Consider the following 24,205-nt stretch of genomic DNA (forward strand, 5'->3'; position numbering starts at 1 on the left):
CGCGCTCAGTGCCGAGCGCGCTGGTCCGACCAGGCCCGCCACAGCGTGGCGTACGGGCCGTCCCGCTCGATCAGGTCGCGGTGGGTGCCCGCCTCGACGATTCGGCCGGCCTCCATCACCACGACCCGGTCCGCGGCCACCGCCTGGGTGAGTCGATGCGCGACGATCAGCGCGGTACGCCCCGCCAGCGCGGCGTCGGCCACCCGTTCGAGCAGGCGCGCTCCGGCGCTCCCGGCCTCCGCGGTGGCCTCGTCCAGGATCGCCACCGGCGGATCGGCCAGGATCAGCCGGGCGAACGCCAACTGCTGGGCCTGCGCCGCGGTGAGGACGTGCCCGCCCGCGCCGACCTCGGTGTGCAGGCCGTCGGGCAGTTGCCGCACCCACCCCAGCGCCTGCACCCGGTCCAGCGCGGCGCTCACCTCGCCGTCGGTGGCGTCCGGGCGGGCCAGCCGCAGGTCGTCGACGAGGGGCCCGGCGAAGACGTGCACCTCCTGGGTGATCAGCGCGACCTCGCCGGCCGGCACCGCGACCTTCCCGCGGGTCGGCTGGTGCACGCCGGCGATCACCTTGGCGAGAGTGGTCTTACCGGCGCCGCTGCCGCCGACCAGGGCGACCCGCTCGCCGCGGGCGATCGTCAGGTTCACGTCGCGCAGCACCGGCCGGTCCGGTCGGTAGGCGAAGTCCAGCCCGCCCACCACCACCGCGTCCGGGCCGTCGCCGGCGCTGGCCCGTTGCCGTACGGGCGGGGTCAGGTCGGCGACCCCGACCAGCCGGTCCAGCCCCGAGGCGGCGGCCTGGGCGTCGTCGACCAGGGCGAGAGCCACGTTGATCGGGCCGAACAGGCCGTGGAAGTACAACGCCGCCGCGGTCGCCGTGCCGATGCTCACCAGATCCCCGCGCACGAGGAAGAAGCCGGTGCCGAGGACGGCGGCGAGCCCGACGAACTCGGCGACGTGCAGCCGGGCGTAGAACCGGGTCTGCAACGCGACGCCCCGCAGCAGCAGGTCCACCGCCTGCTGGGACTTCGTGGCGACCCGCTCCCGGTGCTCGTCGGCGATCCGGAACGCGCGGATGGTCGACGCGCCGTCGATGGTCGCGAGCAGGTGGTGCTGTTGCGCGGCGACGGCGACCCGCTGCCGGGCGTAGAGCGGCACGGCGCGGCGGGCGTACCAGCGCACCGTGTGCGCCTGCACCGGCACCGCGATCAGCGCCGCGACCAGGAAACGCCAGTCGAGCACCGCCATCCCGGCCAGGGTGAGCACGATGGTCAGCAGGGCGCGGGTGAACTCGGGGACCGCGCTGCGGGCCGCCTCGGCGATCACCGCGACGTCGTTCGTCACCCGGGAGGTGAGGTCACCGGTCCCGGCGCGCTCGACCTGTTCCAGCGGAAGGTGCAGCGCCGAGGAGACGAACCGTTCCCGTAGTCGGGCCAGCACACCCTCGCCGACCTGCGCGAGCAGGGCGACACCGAACCCGGCCAACACCGCCTCGACGAGCGCGGCGGCCACCAGCCCCACGCCGGCGAGGACCACGTCACCGGTGCTGCCTCTGCCGGTGGCCAGATCGACGATGCGCCCGAGCAGCGGCGGGCCCACCAGCCCGGCCGCGGTTCCAGCGACCAGCAGGGCGAGTGCCCCGGCCAGCCGGGACCGGTGCGGACGCACAAGCGCCCGCAACTGCGCCAGGGTGCGACGTCCGGTCGCGATCGGCAGCAACGTCGTCGAGTCGGTGGTCATGCGAGCACGGTCTCCCGGTAGGTGTCGTCCTCGGCGACCAGGTCGCCGTGCGCGCCGCCGGCGCGGACGGTGCCGTCGTGCACGACGATCACCCGGTCGGTGACCGCGAGCAGCGCCGGACTGGCGGTGATCAGGATCGTGGTACGTCCGTCTCGCATCGCGCGCAGCCGCCCGGCGATGCGGGACTCCGTCGCCGCGTCGACAGCTGTGGTCGGGTCGTGCACGACAAGCACCGGCGGTTCGCCGGCCAGTGCCCGGGCGAGCGCGATGCGCTGCCGCTGCCCGCCGGAGAGCGAACGAGCCCGATCGTCGAGCACCGTGTCCAGTCCATCCGGGAGGCCCCGGGCCACGTCGTCGGCGTCCGCCGCGGTCACCGCGGCGTCGACGCGCGCCGGGAGGGCCCGTCCGGCGAGCGAGACGGCGGCTCGGACGGTGTCGTCGAACAGGTCGGTCTGATGTTCGACGGCCAGCACCACGGCCCGCAGGTCGTCCGGTGCGAGGTCGGCGAGCGGTAGGCCGTCCAGTTCGATCACCCCGGCGACCGGATCACGCACCCGCCCGAGCAGCCGCACCAACTCGGCGGCCTCGGCCGGGTCGGTGGCCACGATGCCGACCAGCTCGCCGGGGGCGACCTCCAGGTCGATTCCGCGCAGGGGTGGGCTGTGCACCCCGCGCAGCGCGAGCCCACCACGGGCCGGAGTGACCGGGTTCGCCGTGCCGTCGGGTACCGCGACGGGGGCGTCCAGCACGGCGGCGACGCGGCGGGCGGACGCGCGGCCCTGAGCGAGGTCGGCGCCCACCCAGCCGAACGTGGACATCGGACCGACCAGGAACTGCGCCAGGCCGAGTGAGGAGATGAGCTGACCGACGCTGATCTGGCCGCGGAGTGCGAGGACCCCGCCGATCACCGCGATGACCGCCAGGAACGTCCCGCTGAGCGTGAGCACCAGCCCCTGGTACGCGGCCTCGGCGCGCGCCGCTCGTACGGTCGCGGTGAGCGCGCTGCGACTGCGCTGCGCGTACCTGTCGACCGCCGCTGTCTCGGCCCGCAGGCCCTTGACCACACGGAGGCCGACGACGAGGTCGGCGGCTATGCCGGAGGCGTGCGCGCTGTGCTCCTGCTCCGTTTCGCTGCGCTCCTCCAGCGGCTTGCCGAACAGGCGGGTGAGCAGCAGCAGCGGCGGGGTGCCCAGGAGCACCACCAGCCCGAGTGGCAGGGAGATGGACAGCAGCAGGATCGCCGCGAGGACCAGGCCGACGACGGCGGCCACGCCGGAGACGACGGCGATGGCGACCGCCCCGACCCGGGCCGCGTCGCTCGTCGCGATCGACACCAGGGCGCCGGGTAGCCGGTCGACCTCCGCGCCGCCGCGCTCGTGCAACACCCGCCTGGTCACCCGTAGTCGCAGGTCGTGCGCCGCCTGTTCGGCGGCACGTTCGCCGGTACGCTCGCCGTACCGGTAGCTGTAGCTCAGGCCGACGTAGACGGCGGCCAGCACACCCAGCCAGAGGGCCAGGCTGCCGACGCCGCCGTCCACGGCCCGGTCGATGATCACACCGATCAGGAACGGCACCGCGGCCTCGCCGGCCTGGTGGCCGGTGATCAGGAGCGTGCTCAGCGAGATGAGCCGCCGCTGCCTGCCGAGCGTGTCGGTGAGCAGTCTGCGTCCGCCGGTCACGCGAGAACCCGGTCGACAGGTGTCGCGATGACGCCGGCGCGGGCCAGTCGACGCCGTTGCCGGCCGGCCGGGACCACCATCGGTGTGTCCGTCTCCGGGTCGGTCATCACCCGGCAGGGCATCGCGAAGACCGTCTCCACCAGCTCGACCGTCATCACCTCGGCGGGCGGGCCCTGAGCGAGGACGCGGCCCTCCCGCATCACGATCAGCTCGGTGGCGTACCGGCAGGCGTGGTTGAGGTCGTGCAGGACGGCGACCACCGTCCGGCCCTGCTCGTGCAGGTCGGCGCAGAGGTCCAGGACCTCGAACTGGTGCGACAGGTCGAGGAACGTGGTCGGTTCGTCGAGCAGCAGGATCGGCGTCTGCTGGGCCAGCGCCATCGCCAGCCAGACCCGCTGACGCTGGCCACCGGAGAGCTCGTCGACGAACCGGTCGGCCAGCTCGGTCACCTCGGTCTGGCGCATCGCGTCGGCGACCGCCGCCTCGTCCTCCGGCGACCACTGCCGCAGCAGACGCTGGTGGGCGAAGCGGCCCCGGGCGACCAGCTCCTCCACCACGATCCCACCGGGTGCGACCGACGACTGCGGCAGCATGCCGAGCTGCCGGGCCACCTGCTTGGAGGGCTGCGACGCGATGGTCTGGCCATCGAGGTAAACGGCGCCGGACTGCGGCTTCAGCACCCGGGCCAGGGACCGCAGCAACGTCGACTTGCCGCAGGCGTTGGGGCCGACGATGACGGTGAACGACCCGTCGGTGATCTGGACGTCGAGGTCCCGGACGACCACCCTCTTGTCGTACGCCAGGGTCAGCGCGTCGGCCCGCAGCCGCGACTCGGTCATCGCTGTGCTCCTTGTCCGCGGTTACGTCGCTCGTGGAAGAGCAACCAGGTCAGGTAGATGCCGCCCAGTGCGGCGGTGACGAGGCCGACCGGGACGTCGTCGTCCGGCAGGATGCGCTGCGCCACCCAGTCACTTGCCGTCAACAGGGCGGCGCCCATCAGCGCGGCCGACAGGATCCCGGCGTTCGGGGACCGGGTCAGCCGAGCGGCCAACGGCGGCGCGGCGAGAGCGACGAACGCGATCGGTCCGGCCGCGGCGGTGGCGCCGGCCGCGAGTCCGACGCCGGCCAGCGCGAGCACCACCCTGCTGCGTTCGACCGGGACGCCGTGCAGCATCGCGGGCTCGTCGCCCAGGGCCAACATGTCGAGGTGCCGGCCATGGTAGAGCGCGACCGGCAGCAGCACCGCGACCGCGACGGCGACAAGCGTCACCTCGGTCCATCCGGGGCCGTTGACGCTGCCGATCAACCAGACCTGGGCGGCGATCGCCTCGTCCAGTCGGCTGCGGTAGATCAGGAACGAGTTGAACGAGTCGAGGAGCGCGGACACGCCGACGCCCATCAGCACCAGCCGGAACGGCTGCACTCCACGGCGGAACGCGAGCAGGTAGATGGCGACCGAGGTGGCCAGGCAGCCGACGATCGCACCGGCCGCGACCTGGAAGCCCGAGCCGTTGAACAGCAGCAGGACGATAAGCGCACCGGTCGCCGCGCCCACCGTCAAGCCGACGAAGTCGGGACTGCCCAGTGGGTTGCGGGTCAACCCCTGGAAGATGGTGCCGCTCGCGCCCAGGGCCGTACCGACCAGCAGGGTGATCAGCACGCGGGGCAGCCGCAGCTCGTGCACGATGAAGTCGGTGCCCGGGTCGCCCTGGCCGACGAGGCTGCGGAGCACGTCGGGCACGGGGATCGGGAAATCGCCGCTGGAGAGGTTGACCAGCGCGACACCCAGCGCCGTGAGCAGCAGCGCGGTGCCGGTGATCAGCGACCGCAGGTGCAGCCGCAGGGAGAGCTGGCCACCGCGGCTACGGATCACCACCCGGGTTGTCCGCCGAGACGGACGCAGCTGGAGCACCGGCCCGCTCACAGGGTGCTCAGCCGGCGGCGGCGGCACAGGGCGATGAACAGTGGCGCGCCCAGGAACGCGGTGACCACCCCGACCGGCAGCTCGGCCGGGGCCACCAGGACCCGCCCGAGCACGTCCGAGACGAGCAGCAGGGTCGGTCCGAGGACCAGCGAGTAGGCCAGGATCCAGCGGTGGTCCGAGCCGGTGAACATCCGGGCCGCGTAGGGGACGGCCAGGCCGACGAACCAGATCGGGCCGCAGGCGGCGGTCGCGGCGCCGCACAACAGGGTGATCGTGATCATGCCGAGCACCCGGATCCGTCCCGGGTGTGCGCCGACCGAGGTCGCCGCGTCGTCGCCCATGCTCAGCGCGTTGAGTTGGCGGCCCAGCAGCAGCGCGAGCAGGACACCGACCAGCAGGAAGGGCGCCAACTGGGTGATCGTGCTGGTCTCCCGGTCGGCGAGCGAGCCGACGTCCCAGTGCCGGTACCTGTCGAACGCCTCCCGGTGGGTCACCAGGATCGCCCAGACTCCGGCGCCGAGCACCGAGGTGAGGGAGACCCCGGCAAGCACCTGCCGTTCCGGGGTGGGCGCCCGGCCGGCGCCGCCGAGCGCGAAGACGGCCGCCGAGGTGAGCCCGGCGCCGGCGATGGCGAACCAGACGTACCCGTTGGCACTTGTCACCCCGAGCAGCGCGATGGCCAGCACCACGCCTGTGGACGCGCCCAGGCTGACCCCGAGCAACCCGGGTTCGGCCAGCGGGTTGCGGGTGAGCGCCTGCATCACCGTGCCGGCCAGACCCAACGCCGCGCCCACGCCGAACCCGAGGATCGTCCGAGGCACCCGTAGCTGGTGCACGATCTCCGAGGCGGCCGAGCCGTCGTCGTGCCAGAGCACCTGCCAGACCGTGCCGAGGCCGAGCGAACGGCTGCCGACCGCGATGCTCAGCGCGACTGCTGCGGCGAGGGCGACGACGCCGACGACGAGGCCGGTCCAGCGCCGACCGGTGCGCGACAACGACTCGCGCGGCGCCTTGTGGGGTGAAACGGTCCCGGGCTCCGGGCGGGTGCCGGTGCCTGAGGTCAACACGTGCTCCATCCGTCCACCCGTTCGCATTACTCAATTAGGTGAGGCTAACCTACACTCCCGTTCGAGGTCACCACCCTGGGGCCTCGCTGGCAGAAAGGAACAGCCGTGCGGCTTCCCTCAATCCGCCGGAGCGCCACGGTCGCGGCGACCGCGCTCCTGCTTCTTCTCTCGGCCTGCGGTGGTGGGTCGGAGCCGTCGGCCCCGTCGTCCAGTGCCGCCACCTCCAACGCCTTCCCGGTCTCGATCGAGCACAAGTTCGGCACCGCCACCATCCCGGCCGAGCCCAAGCGGATCGCGGTGGTCGGCCTGGTCGAGCAGGACGCTCTGCTGTCGCTGGGCGTCGTGCCGGTGGCAACCACCGAGTGGTTCGGCGAGAAGCCGGGCGCCATCTGGCCCTGGGCCGAGGCCGCGCTGGGCTCGGGGGCCAAGCCGCAGGTGCTCACCAACACCGATGGCATCCAGTTCGAGAAGGTGGCCGCCCTGCGGCCCGACCTCATCCTCGGCCTCTACTCGGGGCTGACGAGCGAGGACTACGCGAAGCTGTCGAAGATCGCACCGACCGTGGCGCAGCCGAAGGACTCCGTCGACTATGGGGTGTCCTGGCAGGATGTCACCCGTACCGTCGGCGCCGCCGTCGGCCGCAAGGCTCAGGCCGACACGGTCGTCACCGACGTCGAGGCCAAGTTCGCCGCGGTACGCACGGCGAACCCGGCCTTCGCCGGCGCGACCGGCCTGATGGCCACCACCTACGAGGGCTACTACGTGTACGGCCCGCAGGACTCGCGCGGCCGGTTCCTCACCGACCTGGGCTTCACGTTGCCGCCCGGCCTGGCCGAGGTGACCGGCAAGGAGTTCGGCGCCAACCTGAGCCGGGAACGCACCGACATGCTCGACACCGGTGTGCTGATCTGGCTTGTCGACAGCCACGACACCGACAAGGCGAAGGTCCAGGCCGACCCGCTCTACAGCAAGCTCAAGGTCAAGACCGAGGGTCGCGACATCTACCTGGAGAACGAGGAGCTGGTCGGCGCCGCGACCTCGTTCATCACCCCGCTGAGCCTGCCGTTCCTGCTGGAGAAGCTCGTCCCGCAGCTGACCACGGCGATGGACGGCAACCCGGCCACGGCGGTGCAGAGGTCCGCCTCCTGACGATCCGGGCGGGGAACTGGACCCGACAGGACAGTTCCCCCGCCCGGCGGGCCGGCGATGGGCCCTCAGGCTGACCGCCGCGCGGCGTCGCCGCCGCGGAGGTGGTCCAACTCGGCGAGGTACATCGCCTGCATGCGCTCGAAGTGCCGGGCCAGCAGCAGGACCTCCTCGACGCGATAGCCCTCGACGAGCCGCTCCGCCCGCTCGGCGAACCGCTCGTACGGTCGCCTCAACTCGGCGATCCGCTCCGGTCGCAGGGTGACGATCACCCGCCGCCGGTCCGCCGGATCGCGTTCGGCAGTCACGTAGCCCGCCTGCTGGAGCCGGCGGAGCATGCTGGTCACCGCCCCGGTGGTCAGGTTGGTCCGCTCGGCGACCTGCCCAGCGGTGGCGGATCCGACGTCGGCCAGGTAGTCCAGGCACTCCAGGTCGCTCACGGTGAGGCCCAGCCGCTCCGCGATGGCGTACCGGAACACCGCGGACAGTCGCGACGTCTCCCGCCCGGCGCGCATGAGGTCGGCGGTCGCGGACGCACGGGCCGGCTGGTGGGGCATGCCCGCCATCATGCCTCCGGCACGGTGACCCGGTGCAGTCGAGGTAACACGCGGGTCAGCACCCAGTGCGGTGCGGCCGCACCCCCGGTGAGGCGGTGCATCAGCCTGGCGGCGGTGTCGACGGCGCGGAAGGCGTACGGCACCATCTCGTCCTGGTAGCCGGCGATCGCCTCCTCCACCGACGTGCCGCCGGCCCGGGCCTCGACCAGCCGGTGGCCGAGCAGGGCGGCGTCGCGGAGCGCGGTGTTGCCGCCGTGAGCGCCGAACGGCGGCATCACGTGCACGGCGTCGCCCATCATCGTCGCCCGGGGCACCGCCCACCGGCGCGGGCGCTGTCCGGTGGCGAAGAGGTTGAGCACCGTGGCGTCCAGTTCGGCCGTGTCGACCAACCGCCGGATGAGCGGGTGGAAGTCCGCACTCATCCCGGCGGCCAGCCTCCACAGCGCCCGCAGGTCCCCGCGGACGCCGACGGGCACCTCCTCCCGCCGGAGCAGCAGGCCCCACATGACGTAGTCGTCGCCGGTGGGCGCGTAGCTGCCTGGGGCCAGGCGCGCGAACGCCTCCGGCGGGCTCTCGCCGAACCGCATGGAGGTGAAGAAGAAGGCGCGGCCCGGCCGGTCGGCGATGGCCAGGACACCGCTGGTACGCAGCGCGTCCGGGATGACGCTCGCGCCGTTGCTCCACAGGGGCGACCGACCGTAGATGCCCGCCATCGGGGTGTTCGCCGGGTCCGCGTCCGGCATGAGCTGCGCGCGCAGCGCCGAGCCGACGCCGTCCGCGCCCACGACGACGGTTGCCGCGGCGGACCCGCCGTCGGAGAACCGCAGCCGTGGCCGTGCCGGGTCGCCGCCGTCCACCGCGACGGCGTCCTTGCCGTAGTGGACGCGTCCGTCCAGCCCGGACTGCAGGATCGACCGCAGGGTCAGCCGGTCGACCTGACGGGTCGCGTGCGGCTCGTCCTTGAAGGTGATGGTGAACGCGTCCCGCAGCCGGCTGTCGGTGAAGCGCAGGTGCCCGCCGGGCTCGTCGCCGGTGGTCAGCGCCAGGTTGTACAGCGAGCGGGGCAGACTCTCGCGCAGCGCCTCCAGCCCGTGCCGGTCGAGAATGATCCGGTAGCCCTGCCGCCGCACGAAGGGGGCGGGATCCCGCTCGTAGACGTGCACGTCGATGCCGGCGCGCATCAGGTACTGGGCGAGGCAGAGGCCGGAGAGGCCGGCGCCGGCGATTGCCACCGAGAAGTCAGTCGATGTGCCCATGCAATTATCTTAATGACTAAGATGATTTGGGCAACCCCACCCGGCCGAATCCCCGCCGACAGCCGTCGAGCCTCCGCGCAGGAGATTTTTTCTTTCCGGCCGGTTTCACCATCCAAGACGGCGCAGCAGAGCGGCGGTGACCGAACGATGCGGGTGTATATGCTCCCGCCATGGATCGTCCCGTGCACGTGGGCATGCTCGGTTGCGGCAACGTCGGAGCGGCCTTCGCCGAACTTCTCCTGGGTCGGGCTCCCGATATCCGGGAGATCAGCGGCATCGATCTGATACTCGAGCGCATCGCCGTACGGGACGCGGGGAAGAAGCGATCGGGCCTGCTGGCCCCGCTCATCACCGACGACGTGCGGGCGATCACCGACGCCGACGACATCGACGTGGTGGTCGAGGTGATGAGCGGCATCGAGCCCGCCCGCGCGTACGTGCTCGCCGCGCTGCGCGCCGGTAAGCCGGTCGTCACCGCCAACAAGGAGCTGATCGCCAAGCACGGCCCGGAGCTGTACGAGGCGGCCGACACCAGCGGCGTCGATCTCTTCTTCGAGACTGCCGCCGTCGCGGCCGTGCCGATCCTGCGCGTGCTCCGAGAATCGTTCCTCGGCGAGGACATCACAAGCGTCCTCGGCATCGTCAACGGCACGTCCAACTACATGTTGACGAGGATGTCCGAAGAGGGGCTCGGCTACTCCGAGGCGCTGCGCCAGGCACAGGAGGAGGGCTACGCCGAGCCCGACCCCACGAACGACGTGACGGGCGCGGACTCCGCGTCGAAGCTGGCCATCCTCGCCTCGCTCGCCTTCAAACGCGCGATCGCCGTCGACGACGTCGAGCGCGAGGGGATCGACAAGCTCGAGCGGGACGACTTCGACATCGCGGCGCGTTTCGGATATGTGATCAAGTCGATCGCCAGGGCCGAGGTCTTCGGGGCGGCCGGCTCCGGCGAGCGCGAGATCGGTGTCCAGGTCTTCCCGGCCCTGGTGGACAAGAACCATCCCCTCGCCAACGTGCGCCACACGTACAACGCGGTGTTCCTCAAGGGCAGCGCGGCCGGTGACCAGATGTTCTACGGTCACGGCGCGGGACGGCTGCCCTCCGCGTCCGCCCTGCTCGGCGACCTGGTCAGCGCGGCGGACCACCTGCGACGCGGCACCCACCGCAGGGTGCCACTCGGCAGCGCCGCGGTGCTGCGACCCACCGAACGGCTGGCGCACCCCCACTACCTCAGCCTGGAGGTCACCGACGCGCCGGGCGTCCTGTCCGAGGTGTCGGGAGTGTTGGGCCGCCACCAGGTGTCCATCCGCTCCATCACCCAGGAGGACCGCGCCTCGAAGGCGCGCGTCGTCTTCATCACGCACCGCGCCGAGGAAGGCGCGATGCGGCAGGCCGTTGCGGAACTGCGCAGCCTCGACAGCGTCCTCGGCGTCGGCGGCATGCTCCGCATCGTGGAGGCGTGAGCTGTGCCCCGCTCGGGAAGCGGGGCACCGACCGCCGCACAACTACAGAGCCTGAGTGAGGAACAATGATCGGACTCGCCGGACGCCTGGCCGACCTCGCCAGTGGCGCGATGCTGGACAGCGCCAACGTCACCGGCCTCAGCCACCTCTCGCCCGAGTTCATTCGGATGACGCTGTCGGCCGAGGCGTTCCGAAAGGCGACCTGGGTGCCCGGGGCGAAACTCCAGCTCCGGCCGCGGCGCGGCTCGATGAGCCTGCGCACCTACACACCCACGAGTTGGGACGCCGCCCGCGGTGTAACGGAACTGGTCGTGTACACGCACGGAAACGGTCCGGCGGCGCAATGGTTCGAGCGGGTGGCGGAAGGCCAGACCTGTGAGGTCTTCGGGCCGCGGCGCTCGATCGAGATGCGCGAGGCCGCCGGTCCCGTGCTCTTCGTCGGGGACGAGACCAGCGTGGCGCTCGCCCGCGCGTTGCGTACCACTCCCGCCGAGACGTCTTATGTCTTCGAGGCCCGCGATCCCATCGCGCTCACCGACGTACTCGCCCAACTGGGGATCACCGAACGAGTGGCGGTCGTCACGAAGGACACCAACCGGGCGGAGCTTCTCCAGCACGCCCGCACAGCGGCCACCCCGGCGCCGTACACCCTCATCGTCACCGGCGACGCGGCGACCGTGCACGCCGTACGACGCGACAGCCGTGGGTGGCAGCGAAAGCCCCGGCAGGTCATGGGCAAGGCGTATTGGGCCGAGGGCCGCACCGGCCTCGACTGACCGCATGACTTCTGCGCGTGGCCGCTCAGATCGGTCGACGGCGCACCCGATAGCGCAGGTGGAGCACCCGGTTGCCCTGGATCACCACGTCAGGATCCTCCAACAGGTGCTGCGCGTGGACCGACCCGAAGTAACGCCTACCGGACCCGAACACGACGGGTACGACGTCCATGCGCACCTCGTCGACCAGGCCTGCGGCAAGCACCTGGCCACCGACGTCGCCGGCGGCGACCTCGACGACGCGGTCACCCGCAAGCTCCTGCGCCTTGGCCACGGCCGCCTCGACACCGTCGACGAAGTGGAACGGCGCCTCGGGGTCCCAGCCCTCGGGCTGCGGCCGGTGCGTCACGACGACCACGTGGTCGATCCCGCTCGGCGGCTTCCCCTCCCAGCCGTCCGTCATGTCGAAGACGTGGCGGCCGGCGATCGTGACTCCGATCTGGTCCCAGTACGGCCGGGTGTAGTCGTAGGACAGCTGCGACACCTTCAGCACGCCGCTCTCGTCCAACGGGACGTCACCGCTGGACAACCAGTCGAACAGTGGCCCGGGCTGGTCATTCTCGTCCGCGATGAAGCCGTCCACCGACACCGAGCCGTACATGACCACCTTGCCCACGGGGCTCTCCTCTGCTTTGGGCCCTCAAATTAGCGTGTCGTGAGCTGTCGTTCTTGTAAGAAATCAATCGGCCGGCAGCGGCCAGCTGTCCAGCACGTGGCCGGGGTGTTCGCGCAGGAACCGCCGCCGGACTTCGACGTACCGGGTCGGCGTGAGCCCGGTGAACGCCCGGAACTCGTGGCCGAAGTGCGCCTGGTCGAAGTAGCCCGCGCCAGCGGCGAGGTCGCCCCAGTCGATCGGTCCGGCGGGGTCGATCGAGAGCACGGTGGCGGCGAAACGACAGGTGCGGGCCAGCCGCTTCGGCGTGACGCCGACGAGTTCCTTGAAGCGCTGCGCCAGGTGAGTGCTGCTGACACCGGCTGCCGCCGTCACGTCGCCGATCGCCACCGCCCCGCTGGTCTGCGTGATGAGGCTGCTCGTGTGGCGGACCAGCCCCAGACCGGCGGTCTCGCACAGCCGTCGCATCAGCTCCTCCTCGAGCAGCGTCAGCATCTCGTACGGCCCGGCCGCCGTGGCCAGCCGGTCGCGCAGCTCGGCAATGGCGGGCCGGCCCCACACCTGCTCCACCGTCACCGGCCGGTCACACAGTTCGGCCGCTGGCATCGGCAGGAACGGTGCCAGTCCCCACGGCTTGAAGTGCACGCCGACGGACCGGGTCCAGAGTGGGTAGCCGAACTCCCACGCGCGGGTGGGCATGGTGACCACGCAGCCGTCGGCGTACTCGGCCGCCTCGATGTCGGTGCCGGCGCGGATGCGGAACGGCGCCCCGAGGTTGACGATGAGCAACGCCGACGGCGGCGGCAGCGTCAGCCGGGCGTACGGCGGCGCACCCTCCAGGTAGTAAAGGTCGTCGATCAGCCCGTCCAGCGGCGGTCGCGGCACTCTGGACACGTACTCCACGCCGACAGTATCGCCGACGCCGTCGGGCGAGGACTGAAGCACCGATTAGTCTGGTGGCACCCGGCCGGCTAGCCAGGAGATGCCTGCATGCTTTCTGCACCCCGCACGGTAGTCGCGCGTGTTCCCGGCTCGAAGTCGGTCATGGCCAGAGCGTTGGTCATCGCGGCTCTGGCCCAGGGGACGACCCGCCTGGTGGCCCCTCTGGTCGCGGCCGACACTGTTGCTTTCGCGGAGGGCCTGCGCAGCCTTGGGTTTCCGGTGATCCGCGAGCCCGACGTGTGGAGCGTGACAGGCGATCCGGCCGGCCCGCCCGCCACGGAGGCGACGGTGTGGTGCCACGATTCGGGCACCGCGGCGAGGTTCGTGCCGGCCTTGGCGGCGTTGGGGTCGGGGCGCTACGTGATCGATGCCAGCGCGCAGATGCGTGCCCGCCCCATGGGGTCCTTGTTGACGGCGATGCGGGGCCTCGATGTTCGGGTCGACGCTGCGGTCGGGGGCGGCCTGCCGTGGGTCGTGCACGGCTCACGCGTCGCTGGCGGGGCCATCGAGGTGGATGCGGGCGCGTCCAGTCAGTACCTGTCCGCACTGTGCCTGTCGGCGCCGGCGATGCGACACGGCCTCACGGTGCGGGCGCCCGATCCCGTTTCGGCGCCGTACGTCCATCTCACGTTGACGATGATGCGACAGTTCGGGGTCGAGTCCAGTTGGCAGGATTCCACCATCACTGTCCCGCCAGGCACCTACCGCGCTCAGGAGTATCGGATCGAGCCGGATGCGTCGACGGCGTCGTACTTCTTCGCCGCTGCCGCAGCCACGGGAAACACCGTGACGGTGCCGGGTCTCGGCCGGCGGTCGAGCCAGGGCGATCTCCGGTTCGCCACGGAGGTTCTGCCGACGATGGGTTGCCGGGTGGAGGTCGGTGACGACAGCGTCACCGTCACCGGCCCGGCCCAGCTGCGTTCACCGGGCACGGTCGCCATGCGCGACATCAGCGACACCATGATGACCCTGGCGGCCATCGCACCGTTCGCCGACGCGCCGACCCGGATCACCGACGTGGCGAACTGCCGGCTGAAGGAGTCGGATCGCATCGACGCGATCACCACCGCGCTCACCGCCTGCGGCGTGTCCACCCGCTCAGGGCCGGACTGGCTCGAGATCGACCCGGGAGTCCCGACTGGAGCGCTGGTGCAGACCCGCTCAGATCACCGAATCGCCATGAGCATGAGCGTGACCGGCCTACGGACGCCGGGGATCGAGTTCGACGAACCGTCCTGCGTCGACAAGACCTTCCCGCAGTTCCATGAGGAGTTCGCGGCGCTGGCACAGGGCTGGGGCCTGCCACTCGACGAAAGAAAGAGCAGTGTCTGAGTCCGGGGCGGCGACCGAGGCGGTGCGACAGGCGTCGCTCACCACCGACCTCTTCGATGGCGGAAGCCGTCTCAGATGGGCCGCTGGCGTGCCGCGGCGATCTCGGCGTGGTGATCGACCGCCCAGTCGGCCAGCGCGGAGAGCGGTTCCAACAGGCTGACGCCGAGCGGCGTCAGCCGGTACTCGACGCTCGGCGGCAACGTCGGAAACACTTTACGTTCGACCAGGCCGTCATTCTCCAGCGTGCGCAGCGTTCGGGTGAGCATGCGCGGGCTGATGCCCGCCACGGCCCGGTGCAACTCGTTGAACCGGTACGGATGCTGCCCGAGCAGGGTGAGCAGCAACAGCGTCCATTTGTCGCTCAGCTGGCGCAGCAGGTCGGTGGCCGGACAGCGCTCGTACTCGCCCGCCGGAACGGGCACCGGCAGACGATGCTCACGCAGTGAGGCACTCGCACCGATGTTACTTGTGGACATGAAAATGCCTTCTTTCGCTTCCGCCGACCGGCTGCCCAGAATCAGCACATCAATGGGCAACGATAACGGGGGTCGGAATGGGCGTCGTGGTGATCAGTGGCGGCACGAACGGGATGGGACGCGCGTTGGCCCTGGGGCGTGCCGAACGCGGCGACCGCGTCCTGGTGCTCGGCCGCAGCCGTGAACGCGGTGAGGCGCTGGCCGAGGGCTCGATCGCCTTCCTCCGCGTCGACCTGTCCAGCGTGGCCGAGACGCGGCAGGTCATCGAGCACATCCTCGGCGAGTACGAGGCCGTGGACGCGCTGGCGTTGTTCGCCAACGCTGTGGCGCCGCGTCGCATCGTGACAGCCGAGGGCCTGGAGCGCACATTCGCGCTCTACTACCTCAGCCGATATCTGCTCAGCTTCGGCCTGCGTCCGGCCCTGGACCGGGCCACCGCACCGGTGATCGTGAACGTCGCCGGCGTCGGAGTCACCAAGGGCACGGTGCACTGGGCCGACCCGCATTTGGCCTCAGGCTACTCGGCCATCGCCGCACAGCTGCAGGCCGGTCGCGCCAACGACCTGCTCGGCGTGGGCTTCGCCCAACGGTCCGGCAGCACCGCCCGATACGTTCTCTACCACCCCGGATTCACCAAGAGCGGCGACCGCGGCCCGCTCCCGCCGGTGGTCCGCGGGCTGCTCGCGGTCGCGGCAGCGGTGGCGGCCCGACCCGTCGCAGACGCGGTGGCGCCGATTCACCAGTTCCTGGACACGCCGCCAGCCGCACCGGTGACCGCGGTCGACCGGGAGAAGCTGCTTCCGCCCACTTTCCCGACCCTCGACCCCCGCGACGCCGAGCGGTTGATGGACCTCACCGAGAAACTTCTGGCAGAGCTTGGCGGTGGGCGTTAACGGGGGCGGGGGATCACCAGGCCGGACTCGTAGGCGAGCACCACCAGTTGGGCGCGGTCGCGGGCGTGCATTTTGGTCATGGCGCGGTTGATGTGGGTCTTGGCGGTCACCGGGCTGATTCCCATCCGTTCCGCGATCTCGTCGTTGGACAGGCCGTGCGCGGCCAAGGCGACGGCTTCACGTTCGCGGGTGGTCAGGTGTGCCAGCGCGGCGTTGTCGGACGGTGGCGGCTGGGTGACGTACCGATCGATCAGTTTGCGGGTGATCGATGGTGCGAGCAGCGCGTCGCCGCGTGCGGCGACGCGGATGGCGGGCAGGAAGTCCTCCGGCAGGATGTCCTTGACGAGGAAGCCTGCCGCGCCGGCCCGCAGGGCGTTGAAGACATATTCGTCCAGGCCGTAGTTGGTCAGGATGACCACGTGGACCGCGGCCAGGGCCGGGTCCGCCGCGATCCGGCGGGTCACCTCGATCCCGTCGAGGATGGGCATCTGGACGTCGACGAGCGCGACGTCGGGCAGGTGCTGCCTGGCCAGCGCCACCCCCTCCCGGCCGTCGGCGGCCTCGGCCACCACCGTGATGTCGTCCTCGGCGTCGAGCAGGGCGCGGAACCCGCTACGGATGAGCGGCTGGTCATCGACCAGCAGGACCCGGATCACGACGCCCGCTCCACGGGTAGTTCGGCGTACACCCGGAAGCCGCCCTCGCTGCGCGCCCCGGCGCGGAGCCGTCCGCCCAGAGCGGTCACCCGCTCCCGCATTCCGAGCAGCCCGACCCCGGGCACCAGCCCGGACTCCGGCGTGGCCGTGCCGTCGTCATCGACCTGGACGACTACCGCGTCGGGCCGATACTCGACACGGACCGACGCGGTGGCGGCCGCGGCGTGCCGGGTGATGTTGGTCAGTGACTCCTGCACGATCCGGTACGCAGTCTGGTCCACGGTGACCGGGACACCGCTGCGGCGGCCCTCGATCGTCAACGACGCGGCCAGACCTGTCGTACGCGCCCGCTGCACCAGGTCCGAGATCTCATCGAGCCCGTGCGGCACGGTGCCGCCGTCCTCGCGCAGCGCCTCCAGGGTCGCGCGTAGTTCCCGGGACGCCTCACGACCGGCGTCCCGGATCGCCAGAAGCGCGTCCGGCACCGGTTCGCCCCGCTTCTGGGCCAGGTGCACGACGGCTTCGGCCTGCACCTTGATCACCGATATCTGGTGGGTGAGGGTGTCGTGCAGCTCACGCGCGATGTGCAGCCGCTCTTCGTCGGCGCGGCGCAGCGCGATCTCCTCGCGGGTGCGTTCGGCCTCGTCCGCCCGTCGCTCGGCTTGGCGCAGCGCCTCGCCCGCCGCACCCGCGGCGATCAGCCAGGCCAGCTCAAGAACACCCCTGGCCTGCACGAACGCCTCGCCCGTGGGCAAGCCCGAGGTCATCGCCGCCACCGGAAGAGCGGCCAGCATGAGCACGCTCGTCACCACGGTCACGGTCCGGTGCCCGGCCCGCACCGCTGCGTAGACCGCGACCAGATACGCGACCGCGAACACGTCGAACCCGGCTGCCTGATAGCCCGTCGCGCACACCCCGGCCACGACCAGGACAACGACCGGAGCCCGCCGCCGCAAGACCAGTGCCAGACCGCCGGCGCCCAACAGGACGACGCCGAACGGGTCGAGGCCGGTGCCGGAGCGCTCCCCGGACAGCCCGCTGATCAGCAGGATCGCCGCTACCCCGGCCGCGATCAGCCAGTCGCGGACACCGATCCGTGCGCTGCTCATGCGCGCACCCTAGCCGGACAACCGCCCGGGGTGAGTCGTGCGAGCGAAGGACCCGCAGGTACCGCGTTCGCAGTACCTTCCCGGCTCACGCCCGCAGCCGCGGTACCCGGGGCCCACGATCGCGGCAGCATGACATGACCACGCCGGCACGACGTCAGACGGCGAGCCACCGGACAGGATCAGGCGACAGCTAGTTCGGGCCAGACAGAGGAGCACTCGATGCCCATCAGTCACCTGCTCGCCGCGTCCACAGTCGACGCGTCCACCCTGACCGGCGACCGCATCGTGGCCACCGCTGCCGCCGTGGTGGCGCTGGCCGGGGCGATCATCGGCGGACTGTCGCTGGGCCGCCCCACCGGCGGCAGCAGGAAGCGGAGGTCAGCAGCGGCCCTGATCGCGGGAGTGACCGGCGTGCTCGTCGGCGGCCTGGTAGTGATCACCGCCGATGGAGGACCCGGCACCGGCAACGGCATCGTCGGCGGCTACGCAGCCCTGGTCCTCGGTCTGCTCGCCGCACTCCTCAGCGGGCTAGCCTTCGCCCGGACCCGCCGCGCCGCCTGAGTACCGGACCGCCGATCCGTGAAACGAGCCGCCCAGCTTGGATCGGCCGGGGCCGCAGGTCAGCAGCCGAGCCGCTTACTCGACAGGGCGATGTCGTCGATCCAGAGGTCGAACTCGCCAGGTGTCGTGCCGCCCTGGTACAGCTGCCAGCCGATCTTCACCGTGTCGACAGTCGGCAGGACGAACGGAACATCGTTGCCACCGTGGTCGTTCGTGGAGGCGGTCAGCTCCGGGTTCGCCACGCCGTCGATCCACACCGCGACGCGGTTGTCCGCCGCGTCGATCTTCCACTCGAAGCACTGCCAGGTGTCCTCGACGACCGGGGCGGACTCCCGCCAGTTGGTCCAGTCACCTGTCGGACCGCCGTCGGCACCGATCCCCCAGAAGGTTCCGGGGACCGTGGGGGCGTACTGGCCTCCGATCGGACGGACGACTTCCGCGCTGCCGGTGCCGGTGGCTTCCACAAGCGTGAAGTGCGCCCAGTCCGGTGCCGTGGGGAAGGCATCGACGCGCAGACGCATCCGCCCGTAGAAGCGGTTGCCCGGCGCGGCGAAGTCGTCGACGCGGAGGAAGGCGCGTCCGTTGTCGACCGTCTGGATGTGCAGCACCTGGTTGCCACGGCGGGCGCGTTCGACGGTGAGCGTGCCGTGACGGGTGTCGACGCCCCAGTTCAGGGTGCTGGGCCCCCCGGGAGGCAGTCGCTCGAAGTCCTCGCAGAAGAGCAGGCCACGGGGGCACGAGGGTGTGGAGGCCCCCGACGCGGCGGCGGGAGCGCTGCCGACTGCGGCGCCGAGGATCAGGGCGGCGCTGAACACCGCGAGAATTTTGCGCATGGTCATCCTCCATGAGGGCTGGTCCCCCGCACGGGGGTGTGCGAGGGGGTTGGCTTCGGTCGGCCGGCAGCCGGTGGACCGCCGTGAACCGGGTGCGACCGACCACGACGGCACCCGGGCCCGGAGCCGGTGGCTCCGGGCCCGGCCAGCGTCCCGCTGCGGCGGGTCGGTACGTGCCGCCGGTCAGGGGCTGGTGCAGGAAAGGCCGGCGGGCGCCGTGTTGCTGCTGCCGTTGACCAGGAAGCCGAAGGTGGTCGAGGCGTTCGCGCCGAGAGACTTGTTGTACTCGGCGTTACGGACGCTGACCGCCCCACTGGTGCCGGTGTTGATGCCGTTCCAGACGTTGGCGATGGTTTGCCCACTGGCCAGCGTCAGCCGCACGGTCCAGCCACTGAGGGTGGTGGAGCCGTTGTTGGCCACGGTGACCTCGCCCTGGAAGCCACCGTTCCAGCTGTTGGCCATGCGGTACGTCGCGGTACAAGCGGTGCTGGGCGGCGTGGTCGGCGGATCGGTCGGCGGATCCGTGGGCGGATCGGTCGGCGGATCGGTCGGCGGATCGGTCGGCGGTGGGGTCGTTCCCGGCACGGTGGTGGAGGCGGCGTTGAGAGCGTTGAGGACGGCGGTGTACGCCGCCTTGGGGTTGCTGTTGCGGTCGAAGAGCAGCGGGCTCTCGTTGCCGCGCCAGGAGTCGCTGTCCCGAATGCCCCACGTCGTGATGCCGACGCAGCGGGGGACGTTCATGCAGGCCTGGGTCAGGCCCTGGTACTGGCTGGTCGAGGCGTTGGTGACGTCGGCCTCGGTCAACGCCACGTCGACCCCGAGCGCGGCGAAGCTGGACAGCGTCTGCTGGAAGTTGCCCGGCAGCGAGCTGCCACCTGTGAAGTGGGTCTGCAGGCCAACACAGTCGACCGGGACGCCACGGGCCTTGAAGTCCCGGATCATGTTGTAGACGCCCTGCGTCTTGGCGTACGTCCAGTTCTCGATGTTGTAGTCGTTGTAGCACAGCTTCACGTCCGGGTCGGCGGCGCGCGCGGTCCTGAACGCCACCTCGATCCAGTCGTTCCCGGTGGACTGCAGGTTCGACGACCGCCGGCTGCCGTTCTCGGCGAAGGCCTCGTTCACCACGTCCCAGTAAGCGAACTTGCCCTTGTAGTGGGCCATCACACCGTTGATGTGGCTGATCATCGCGGCTCGCAGGGCGCTGCCGCTGAGACTTCCCCAGAACCTGGGCTGCTGGCCGTGCCAGGCCAGGGTGTGACCACGGAACCGCATGCCGCGCTCGGTGGCCCAGTTGTAGATCGCGTCACCGCGACGGAAGTCGAACTGGCCAGGGTTGGGCTCGGTCGCGTCGGGCTTCATCTCGTTGACGGCCGTCATCATGTCGAACTCGCGGTTCGCGATGGTCAGGAAGCCCGAGTCGGTGAGACGGTCCGCCCCCATGGCGGCGCCGAAGTAGCGGCCGCTGCGCTCGGCGGCGGCTTTCAGGGTGGTCCCGGGCGGTCCGCTGAGATCGGCGCGGGCGATGGTCGCCAGGGCCATCGAGGACACGGTGATCGCCAGGGCGCAGGCCCCGCCCAGAAGCAGCCTGGCGGCACCCCTGGCTCGGCGTTTCGGTTGCGCGGGTAGATCGTTCATCTGTGCTTTCTCCTCGGTGTTCTGTCTGGTCCATTGCCGACGGGAGGCACGGAACCGACGATCGCTGCACGGCCGACGACCCGAGCACCGCGCTCGCCTCTGGTGCAGCACGCCGCTTGTGACGCCGAGCCGGCGTCAACCCAGCCGTGCCCGAATCGGTGGCCACCGCCGGCTACCCGGTCCGCGCGGTGGTGAGTGAGCACTCCGCGTCGTACGCCCGTGCGGAGTGACGCTGCCCTGCCGAAGATGTTATATCGAATCAATTCGATTCGCGCGCTCAGTGGTCGATGGTGTTGAGGCTTGTCCTGTCCGAGCCCTTGTCCGGGACAGCCGCACCGCCGCTGGTGGTCCACGGCGCGGCTGTCCCGGACAGGATGGCGCGATTGCCGGTCGGCACCCACGGATATCTGATGGGTGTCAGCGAGGCAGTCACAAGGATCGCCTCAACTCACCGAACGAGGTGAACAGCATGAACGAGAAGACGATGGGCTACGAGCCCCCCGCGCTGGTCGAGGTCGGCGACTTCACCGAGCTCACCCGCATCACCAACATCGGCGACTGGACGGACGTCTGGGGCGGCTGGTTCGACTTCTGAGTCGACCCGACCTACCTACCGGTGGACGACCAACGCGCACCACCTAACGCACGTCGAACACCGCATCAACGCGCCGGGGTGGTCGGCCAACTGCACCAGGGCTGACCACCCCGGCGCCATGCGTTCAGACGGATCTTGCCGAAGGGAGCGGGCATGCGGTTCATCATCCTTTCCGACCACGAGTCAGCGGCGGCCCTGGCCCAGCGCCATGGCGGAGGACAGACGATCCGGCACCCGTCCGGACGGCCGTGGATCGTCGGACACTGGGACGACGACGACATCGCCGTGGCCCGTGCCGGTGACCGGTCCCTGGTGCTCCTCGGCCGAACCGCCGAGACCAGCGAGAGCCTCACCCGGCACCTCGACACCGTCCGAAGCGTTGCCGACCTCGACGCGGTGGCCAGGAGCGTGCCGGGCTGCTACCACCTCATCGGATCGATCGGTGGGGTCACCCGTGCGCAGGGCAGCCTGTCCAACCGCTACCAACTCTTCACCGGGACCGTCGACCGGGTCGCGGTCGCGGCCGACCGCGCCGACACGATCGCCGCCCTGACCGGCGCCGGCATCGACCCCGAAGCCGTCGTGCTCCAACTCGTCGCACCGTTCGGGCCGCCGTGGCCGCTGCGCGAGCGATGTGTCTGGCAGGGCGTCGAACAGGCCTCCTTGCCGAGGCCGCGGACAGTTTCCGTTCCAGCGCCGCGTGGTGAGGTGCGCGCAGGACTGTTCGGAGGCCTGCGCCTACAAGGCCGCCGAGGCCTTGCCCAGGAGACTGGCGAGTGTGCCGTAGTCGACGTCTTGCCCTTCCGTGATGTCGACAGTCTTGCGTTCACCGTTTCCCATCGACCGCAGGAATCCCTTGACCTCGGGGATGTCCGTCGCGTTGAAGATCATGAACGAGACCTTGGACTTGGCTACCGCGATGACGGCGGCGTAGTGGCCGTTCTTGAGGTAGTGCGGCTTGCCGTACTGAAGCCGCTCCTCGACACCCGGAACATTTTCGTCGATCATCGCACGCAGTTTTTCGCAGACGTCGATCTGCCACGGCTGCGTCTTGTTGATGTACTGGGTGACGTCGTCGTTCACGGTCTTCCCCTTCATGGCGCATGAGAAGGCAGGTGCCTGTCGCCCGCGTGGTGGACGAGGGTGGAGTGCCGTTGCGCTCGCACCCTGCACTGCTTGGGACCCCGGGCTCCGGACCCCCACCCGGCGAGCTTGACCCCGGTCAGAGCATAGGTCAGCACGACCATTCCCGAGTCCCACACGCCTGCGTGCCGACCAGTCGGAAGACCACCGGCTCGTCCGAGCTGCCTGGTCACGCATGGCGTTGATGCGGAACGGGTGGGTGTACGCGGCGCCGCGCGGTCGTCGTCAGCCAGAACGAGGTGCCGTTGTATTGCGGCATTTCGCTACCATGACCGGGTGGCCGCCACCTCTCACCGGAAGCTGGTGTGGGTTGGGTTTCTGATCCCCCCAGCGTGGATCGCTTTGCTGATCACGACGAGTCTCGGCGATGCATGGGCAGCCTGGTGGTCCGGCGACTCCACCATGGACATGAGGCTCGGGTGGTGGCCGATGCTGATCTGGAGTCGCATCGGAAAGGTCTTGCAGCTCTTAGCCGGGCTCGCTGTGATACTCGACTTGATCGACTTGGATCGGCTGCGGCGATTTGCGGTCAAACTCGACCGCAGAGGGCGTGATCTCAGTCATCTTGCGCCAATAGAAAGATACCGCGCCACGGTGTACGGCGTTCGTGAAGAGCTCGCCGACTGCCTCGTGCACACGAAGACCCTAGGGGCCCGAGGAGGCGCGACTCTCGACATCTCGTCCCTCCGAGTGAAGCCTCACCTCAGCGTCTCCGAGGAGACGGAGGACATGCTCGACACGGTCGATGTTCCCGAACTTCTGAGCAGGATGCATGCCGAGGCAGCCAAGGAAGGGTGGCGCGGCGCGGAACTCACGCGGTCCGTCCGCGGACGCATCGACATGTTCCTTGCCGGGCACCTCGGTCCGGGTGAGCGGGGATGGTCGGGCAAGGTCGCTTACCAGTTCCAGGCGAGCAGCAGCATTTTCGGGCTTTTCGGGGTGCTGGCAGCGGTAGCTGTCACCGCAGCGGTGACCCTGGCCCTGGCCTCCACGGCGCTCAGTAATTGGATATCAGCTTCCATCGCGCTCGCCGTCTTTGTCGTGAGCGTCACCATCGGCATTTTGCCGCTTGAAGATTGGCGTCTGGGTGGGTCATTGCTGGCGGCCTGGCGCTCGGGCTGCGCCCGGATCCTGTGCCTCTTCGCCGACGTGATCGGCACTGCCCGGCCGGGGCACGTGTTCCGTTGGGTGGCACTCTGGTTCTTCCTCGCGGGTATGCACTTCGACCTGTTGGCCTCGTGAAACCTGGATTCCACCTACCCGGGTGGGGTCGTGGGCGATGCCGCCGATGTGGGGATGAGCGCGTCTCGTCTCGCCAGTTCTCTGCGCGAGGTGATGTCGAGCTTGCGGAAAATCTTGCGTAGGTGGTAGTCCACGGTGCTGGGGCTGATGAACAGTTGTGCGGCCACCTCGCGGTTGGAGGCGCCGTTCGAGACCCGCCGCGCGATGTCCCGCTCCTGGCTGGTCAGGCAGCAGCTCTGGGCGAGGTGGTTGGTGGTGTCGTGGCAGGCCAGCCTGCTGCGCAGTTCGCGGCGAGATGCGACGCCCAGCCGGTGGAACACCCCGCGTAGGTGATGTTTGACGGTATGGGTGCTGATGACCAGGTGTGTCGCGACCTCTACGTTTGTGGAGCCTGCCGCCACCAGCAGGGCGACCTGTTCCTGTCGTGGGGTCAACACCGCACGGGGAAGGATTCGGGCAGGCTCGGCTACGACGCAGTGCATGGTGCTCCTCGGGCGAGGGTTCGGGGTCTCGACAACCATCCGATCGCACCGCGGTGCACGACGAGTGCAGACTGAGTGCTCGCCTA

The 24,205-nt window shown here is 70.3% G+C and carries 25 protein-coding genes; 8 read left to right on the forward strand and 17 right to left on the reverse strand.

From position 1 onward, the window contains the following. Positions 1 to 5 precede the first annotated feature (5 nt). Genes ACLQ3B_RS24675 through ACLQ3B_RS24695 form a run of 5 tightly spaced genes read right to left on the reverse strand, consistent with a single transcriptional unit; the run spans position 6 to position 6,415 of the window. Positions 6 to 1,736, reverse strand: a complete 1,731-nt coding sequence (locus ACLQ3B_RS24675) for an ABC transporter ATP-binding protein (RefSeq protein ID WP_425783076.1) — start codon at positions 1,734 to 1,736, stop codon at positions 6 to 8. Then, a complete protein-coding gene (locus ACLQ3B_RS24680) occupies positions 1,733 to 3,415 on the reverse strand; it encodes an ABC transporter ATP-binding protein (RefSeq protein WP_425783077.1) in 1,683 nt (560 codons plus the stop codon). The genes ACLQ3B_RS24675 and ACLQ3B_RS24680 overlap by 4 nt, the downstream gene beginning before the upstream one ends. After that, a complete protein-coding gene (locus ACLQ3B_RS24685; RefSeq protein WP_425783078.1) occupies positions 3,412 to 4,254 on the reverse strand; it encodes an ABC transporter ATP-binding protein in 843 nt (280 codons plus the stop codon). The genes ACLQ3B_RS24680 and ACLQ3B_RS24685 overlap by 4 nt, the downstream gene beginning before the upstream one ends. Beyond that, positions 4,251 to 5,291, reverse strand: a complete 1,041-nt coding sequence (locus ACLQ3B_RS24690; RefSeq protein ID WP_425783079.1) for a FecCD family ABC transporter permease — start codon at positions 5,289 to 5,291, stop codon at positions 4,251 to 4,253. The genes ACLQ3B_RS24685 and ACLQ3B_RS24690 overlap by 4 nt, the downstream gene beginning before the upstream one ends. Before the next feature lie 44 nt (positions 5,292 to 5,335). Beyond that, positions 5,336 to 6,415 carry a FecCD family ABC transporter permease gene (locus ACLQ3B_RS24695; RefSeq protein WP_425783080.1) on the reverse strand — a complete coding sequence of 360 codons (1,080 nt, stop codon included), beginning with the start codon at positions 6,413 to 6,415 and terminating at the stop codon, positions 5,336 to 5,338. A gap of 96 nt (positions 6,416 to 6,511) precedes the next feature. Between ACLQ3B_RS24695 and ACLQ3B_RS24700 the strand changes: the two genes are divergently transcribed. Beyond that, positions 6,512 to 7,555 carry an iron-siderophore ABC transporter substrate-binding protein gene (locus ACLQ3B_RS24700; protein ID WP_425783081.1) on the forward strand — a complete coding sequence of 348 codons (1,044 nt, stop codon included), beginning with the start codon at positions 6,512 to 6,514 and terminating at the stop codon, positions 7,553 to 7,555. 65 nt (positions 7,556 to 7,620) lie between these two features. Here the strand turns inward: ACLQ3B_RS24700 and ACLQ3B_RS24705 are convergent, their stop codons facing one another. Together ACLQ3B_RS24705 and ACLQ3B_RS24710 are read right to left on the reverse strand one after the other, a co-directional pair. After that, positions 7,621 to 8,109 carry a MarR family winged helix-turn-helix transcriptional regulator gene (locus ACLQ3B_RS24705; protein ID WP_425783082.1) on the reverse strand — a complete coding sequence of 163 codons (489 nt, stop codon included), beginning with the start codon at positions 8,107 to 8,109 and terminating at the stop codon, positions 7,621 to 7,623. A gap of 8 nt (positions 8,110 to 8,117) precedes the next feature. Next, complete coding sequence (locus ACLQ3B_RS24710; protein WP_425783083.1) at positions 8,118 to 9,365, reverse strand: FAD-dependent oxidoreductase; 1,248 nt, start codon at positions 9,363 to 9,365, stop codon at positions 8,118 to 8,120. Between the two features lie 170 nt (positions 9,366 to 9,535). On the opposite strand from ACLQ3B_RS24710, the gene ACLQ3B_RS24715 reads away from it, so the two are divergent. Beyond that, a complete protein-coding gene (locus ACLQ3B_RS24715; RefSeq protein ID WP_425783084.1) occupies positions 9,536 to 10,831 on the forward strand; it encodes a homoserine dehydrogenase in 1,296 nt (431 codons plus the stop codon). Positions 10,832 to 10,896: 65 nt separating this feature from the next. Beyond that, on the forward strand, positions 10,897 to 11,607 hold the full coding sequence (locus ACLQ3B_RS24720; protein ID WP_425783085.1) for a siderophore-interacting protein: 711 nt from the start codon (positions 10,897 to 10,899) through the stop codon (positions 11,605 to 11,607). Positions 11,608 to 11,632: 25 nt separating this feature from the next. Here ACLQ3B_RS24720 and ACLQ3B_RS24725 read toward each other — a convergent pair whose 3' ends face one another. Next, positions 11,633 to 12,223: a dihydrofolate reductase family protein gene (locus ACLQ3B_RS24725; RefSeq protein ID WP_425783086.1), complete on the reverse strand. Its 591-nt coding sequence runs from the start codon at positions 12,221 to 12,223 to the stop codon at positions 11,633 to 11,635. A 63-nt stretch (positions 12,224 to 12,286) separates the two neighbouring features. Next, the gene (locus ACLQ3B_RS24730) at positions 12,287 to 13,123 is read right to left on the reverse strand and encodes a helix-turn-helix domain-containing protein (RefSeq protein WP_425783087.1); all 837 of its coding nucleotides are present in this window, start codon (positions 13,121 to 13,123) and stop codon (positions 12,287 to 12,289) included. A gap of 87 nt (positions 13,124 to 13,210) precedes the next feature. Between ACLQ3B_RS24730 and aroA the strand changes: the two genes are divergently transcribed. After that, positions 13,211 to 14,494, forward strand: coding sequence for a 3-phosphoshikimate 1-carboxyvinyltransferase (aroA, locus tag ACLQ3B_RS24735; RefSeq protein ID WP_425783088.1), 1,284 nt, complete (start codon positions 13,211 to 13,213; stop codon positions 14,492 to 14,494). Positions 14,495 to 14,565: 71 nt separating this feature from the next. Here the strand turns inward: aroA and ACLQ3B_RS24740 are convergent, their stop codons facing one another. Then, positions 14,566 to 15,018 (reverse strand): winged helix-turn-helix transcriptional regulator, encoded by a 453-nt coding sequence (locus ACLQ3B_RS24740; protein ID WP_425783089.1) that lies wholly within the window; start codon positions 15,016 to 15,018, stop codon positions 14,566 to 14,568. Positions 15,019 to 15,047: 29 nt separating this feature from the next. On the opposite strand from ACLQ3B_RS24740, the gene ACLQ3B_RS24745 reads away from it, so the two are divergent. Continuing rightward, positions 15,048 to 15,863, forward strand: a complete 816-nt coding sequence (locus ACLQ3B_RS24745) for an SDR family NAD(P)-dependent oxidoreductase (protein WP_425783090.1) — start codon at positions 15,048 to 15,050, stop codon at positions 15,861 to 15,863. Here the strand turns inward: ACLQ3B_RS24745 and ACLQ3B_RS24750 are convergent. Then, entirely contained in the window at positions 15,860 to 16,519 is a 660-nt protein-coding gene (locus ACLQ3B_RS24750) for a response regulator (protein ID WP_425783091.1), read from the reverse strand. The two genes, ACLQ3B_RS24745 and ACLQ3B_RS24750, sit on opposite strands and share 4 nt — an antisense overlap. Further along, positions 16,516 to 17,628: a sensor histidine kinase gene (locus tag ACLQ3B_RS24755; RefSeq protein ID WP_425783092.1), complete on the reverse strand. Its 1,113-nt coding sequence runs from the start codon at positions 17,626 to 17,628 to the stop codon at positions 16,516 to 16,518. Before ACLQ3B_RS24755 ends, ACLQ3B_RS24750 begins: the two co-directional genes overlap by 4 nt. 219 nt (positions 17,629 to 17,847) lie before the next feature. Between ACLQ3B_RS24755 and ACLQ3B_RS24760 the strand changes: the two genes are divergently transcribed. Further along, positions 17,848 to 18,189, forward strand: a complete 342-nt coding sequence (locus tag ACLQ3B_RS24760) for a DUF6223 family protein (protein WP_425783093.1) — start codon at positions 17,848 to 17,850, stop codon at positions 18,187 to 18,189. A 59-nt stretch (positions 18,190 to 18,248) separates the two neighbouring features. Here ACLQ3B_RS24760 and ACLQ3B_RS24765 read toward each other — a convergent pair whose 3' ends face one another. Both ACLQ3B_RS24765 and ACLQ3B_RS24770 read right to left on the reverse strand, forming a co-directional pair. Then, positions 18,249 to 19,022 carry a hypothetical protein gene (locus ACLQ3B_RS24765; protein ID WP_425783094.1) on the reverse strand — a complete coding sequence of 258 codons (774 nt, stop codon included), beginning with the start codon at positions 19,020 to 19,022 and terminating at the stop codon, positions 18,249 to 18,251. Positions 19,023 to 19,205: 183 nt separating this feature from the next. Beyond that, entirely contained in the window at positions 19,206 to 20,657 is a 1,452-nt protein-coding gene (locus ACLQ3B_RS24770; protein WP_425783095.1) for an endo-1,4-beta-xylanase, read from the reverse strand. 469 nt (positions 20,658 to 21,126) lie between these two features. On the opposite strand from ACLQ3B_RS24770, the gene ACLQ3B_RS24775 reads away from it, so the two are divergent. Next, a complete protein-coding gene (locus ACLQ3B_RS24775; RefSeq protein ID WP_425783096.1) occupies positions 21,127 to 21,252 on the forward strand; it encodes a lasso RiPP family leader peptide-containing protein in 126 nt (41 codons plus the stop codon). A 183-nt stretch (positions 21,253 to 21,435) separates the two neighbouring features. Here the strand turns inward: ACLQ3B_RS24775 and ACLQ3B_RS24780 are convergent, their stop codons facing one another. Next, the gene (locus ACLQ3B_RS24780; protein ID WP_425783097.1) at positions 21,436 to 21,843 is read right to left on the reverse strand and encodes a hypothetical protein; all 408 of its coding nucleotides are present in this window, start codon (positions 21,841 to 21,843) and stop codon (positions 21,436 to 21,438) included. Positions 21,844 to 21,990: 147 nt separating this feature from the next. Then, positions 21,991 to 22,572, reverse strand: a complete 582-nt coding sequence (locus ACLQ3B_RS24785) for a DUF1801 domain-containing protein (RefSeq protein WP_425783098.1) — start codon at positions 22,570 to 22,572, stop codon at positions 21,991 to 21,993. Between the two features lie 99 nt (positions 22,573 to 22,671). Here ACLQ3B_RS24785 and ACLQ3B_RS24790 point away from each other — a divergent pair, with 99 nt between their 5' ends. Then, a complete protein-coding gene (locus tag ACLQ3B_RS24790) occupies positions 22,672 to 23,637 on the forward strand; it encodes a hypothetical protein (RefSeq protein WP_425783099.1) in 966 nt (321 codons plus the stop codon). Positions 23,638 to 23,651: 14 nt separating this feature from the next. Here the strand turns inward: ACLQ3B_RS24790 and ACLQ3B_RS24795 are convergent, their stop codons facing one another. Next, the gene (locus ACLQ3B_RS24795) at positions 23,652 to 24,119 is read right to left on the reverse strand and encodes a response regulator transcription factor (RefSeq protein WP_425783100.1); all 468 of its coding nucleotides are present in this window, start codon (positions 24,117 to 24,119) and stop codon (positions 23,652 to 23,654) included. Between the last annotated feature and the right edge of the window lie 86 nt (positions 24,120 to 24,205).

It is taken from the genome of Micromonospora sp. DT53 (assembly GCF_049841535.1).
Taxonomy (GTDB): domain Bacteria; phylum Actinomycetota; class Actinomycetes; order Mycobacteriales; family Micromonosporaceae; genus Micromonospora.

Bases quoted from the DNA above. Each gene is read 5' to 3' on its own strand.
- ACLQ3B_RS24785 (WP_425783098.1), bottom strand. From the start codon at position 22,572: ATGCGTGACCAGGCAGCTCGGACGAGCCGGTGGTCTTCCGACTGGTCG.
- ACLQ3B_RS24715 (WP_425783084.1), top strand. From the start codon at position 9,536: ATGGATCGTCCCGTGCACGTGGGCATGCTCGGTTGCGGCAACGTCGGA.
- ACLQ3B_RS24755 (WP_425783092.1), bottom strand. From the start codon at position 17,628: ATGAGCAGCGCACGGATCGGTGTCCGCGACTGGCTGATCGCGGCCGGG.
- ACLQ3B_RS24760 (WP_425783093.1), top strand. From the start codon at position 17,848: ATGCCCATCAGTCACCTGCTCGCCGCGTCCACAGTCGACGCGTCCACC.
- ACLQ3B_RS24770 (WP_425783095.1), bottom strand. From the start codon at position 20,657: ATGAACGATCTACCCGCGCAACCGAAACGCCGAGCCAGGGGTGCCGCC.
- ACLQ3B_RS24765 (WP_425783094.1), bottom strand. From the start codon at position 19,022: ATGCGCAAAATTCTCGCGGTGTTCAGCGCCGCCCTGATCCTCGGCGCC.
- ACLQ3B_RS24775 (WP_425783096.1), top strand. From the start codon at position 21,127: ATGAACGAGAAGACGATGGGCTACGAGCCCCCCGCGCTGGTCGAGGTC.
- ACLQ3B_RS24675 (WP_425783076.1), bottom strand. From the start codon at position 1,736: ATGACCACCGACTCGACGACGTTGCTGCCGATCGCGACCGGACGTCGC.
- ACLQ3B_RS24720 (WP_425783085.1), top strand. From the start codon at position 10,897: ATGATCGGACTCGCCGGACGCCTGGCCGACCTCGCCAGTGGCGCGATG.
- ACLQ3B_RS24710 (WP_425783083.1), bottom strand. From the start codon at position 9,365: ATGGGCACATCGACTGACTTCTCGGTGGCAATCGCCGGCGCCGGCCTC.
- ACLQ3B_RS24695 (WP_425783080.1), bottom strand. From the start codon at position 6,415: ATGGAGCACGTGTTGACCTCAGGCACCGGCACCCGCCCGGAGCCCGGG.
- ACLQ3B_RS24795 (WP_425783100.1), bottom strand. From the start codon at position 24,119: ATGCACTGCGTCGTAGCCGAGCCTGCCCGAATCCTTCCCCGTGCGGTG.
- ACLQ3B_RS24745 (WP_425783090.1), top strand. From the start codon at position 15,048: ATGGGCGTCGTGGTGATCAGTGGCGGCACGAACGGGATGGGACGCGCG.
- ACLQ3B_RS24685 (WP_425783078.1), bottom strand. From the start codon at position 4,254: ATGACCGAGTCGCGGCTGCGGGCCGACGCGCTGACCCTGGCGTACGAC.
- ACLQ3B_RS24705 (WP_425783082.1), bottom strand. From the start codon at position 8,109: ATGCCCCACCAGCCGGCCCGTGCGTCCGCGACCGCCGACCTCATGCGC.
- aroA (WP_425783088.1), top strand. From the start codon at position 13,211: ATGCTTTCTGCACCCCGCACGGTAGTCGCGCGTGTTCCCGGCTCGAAG.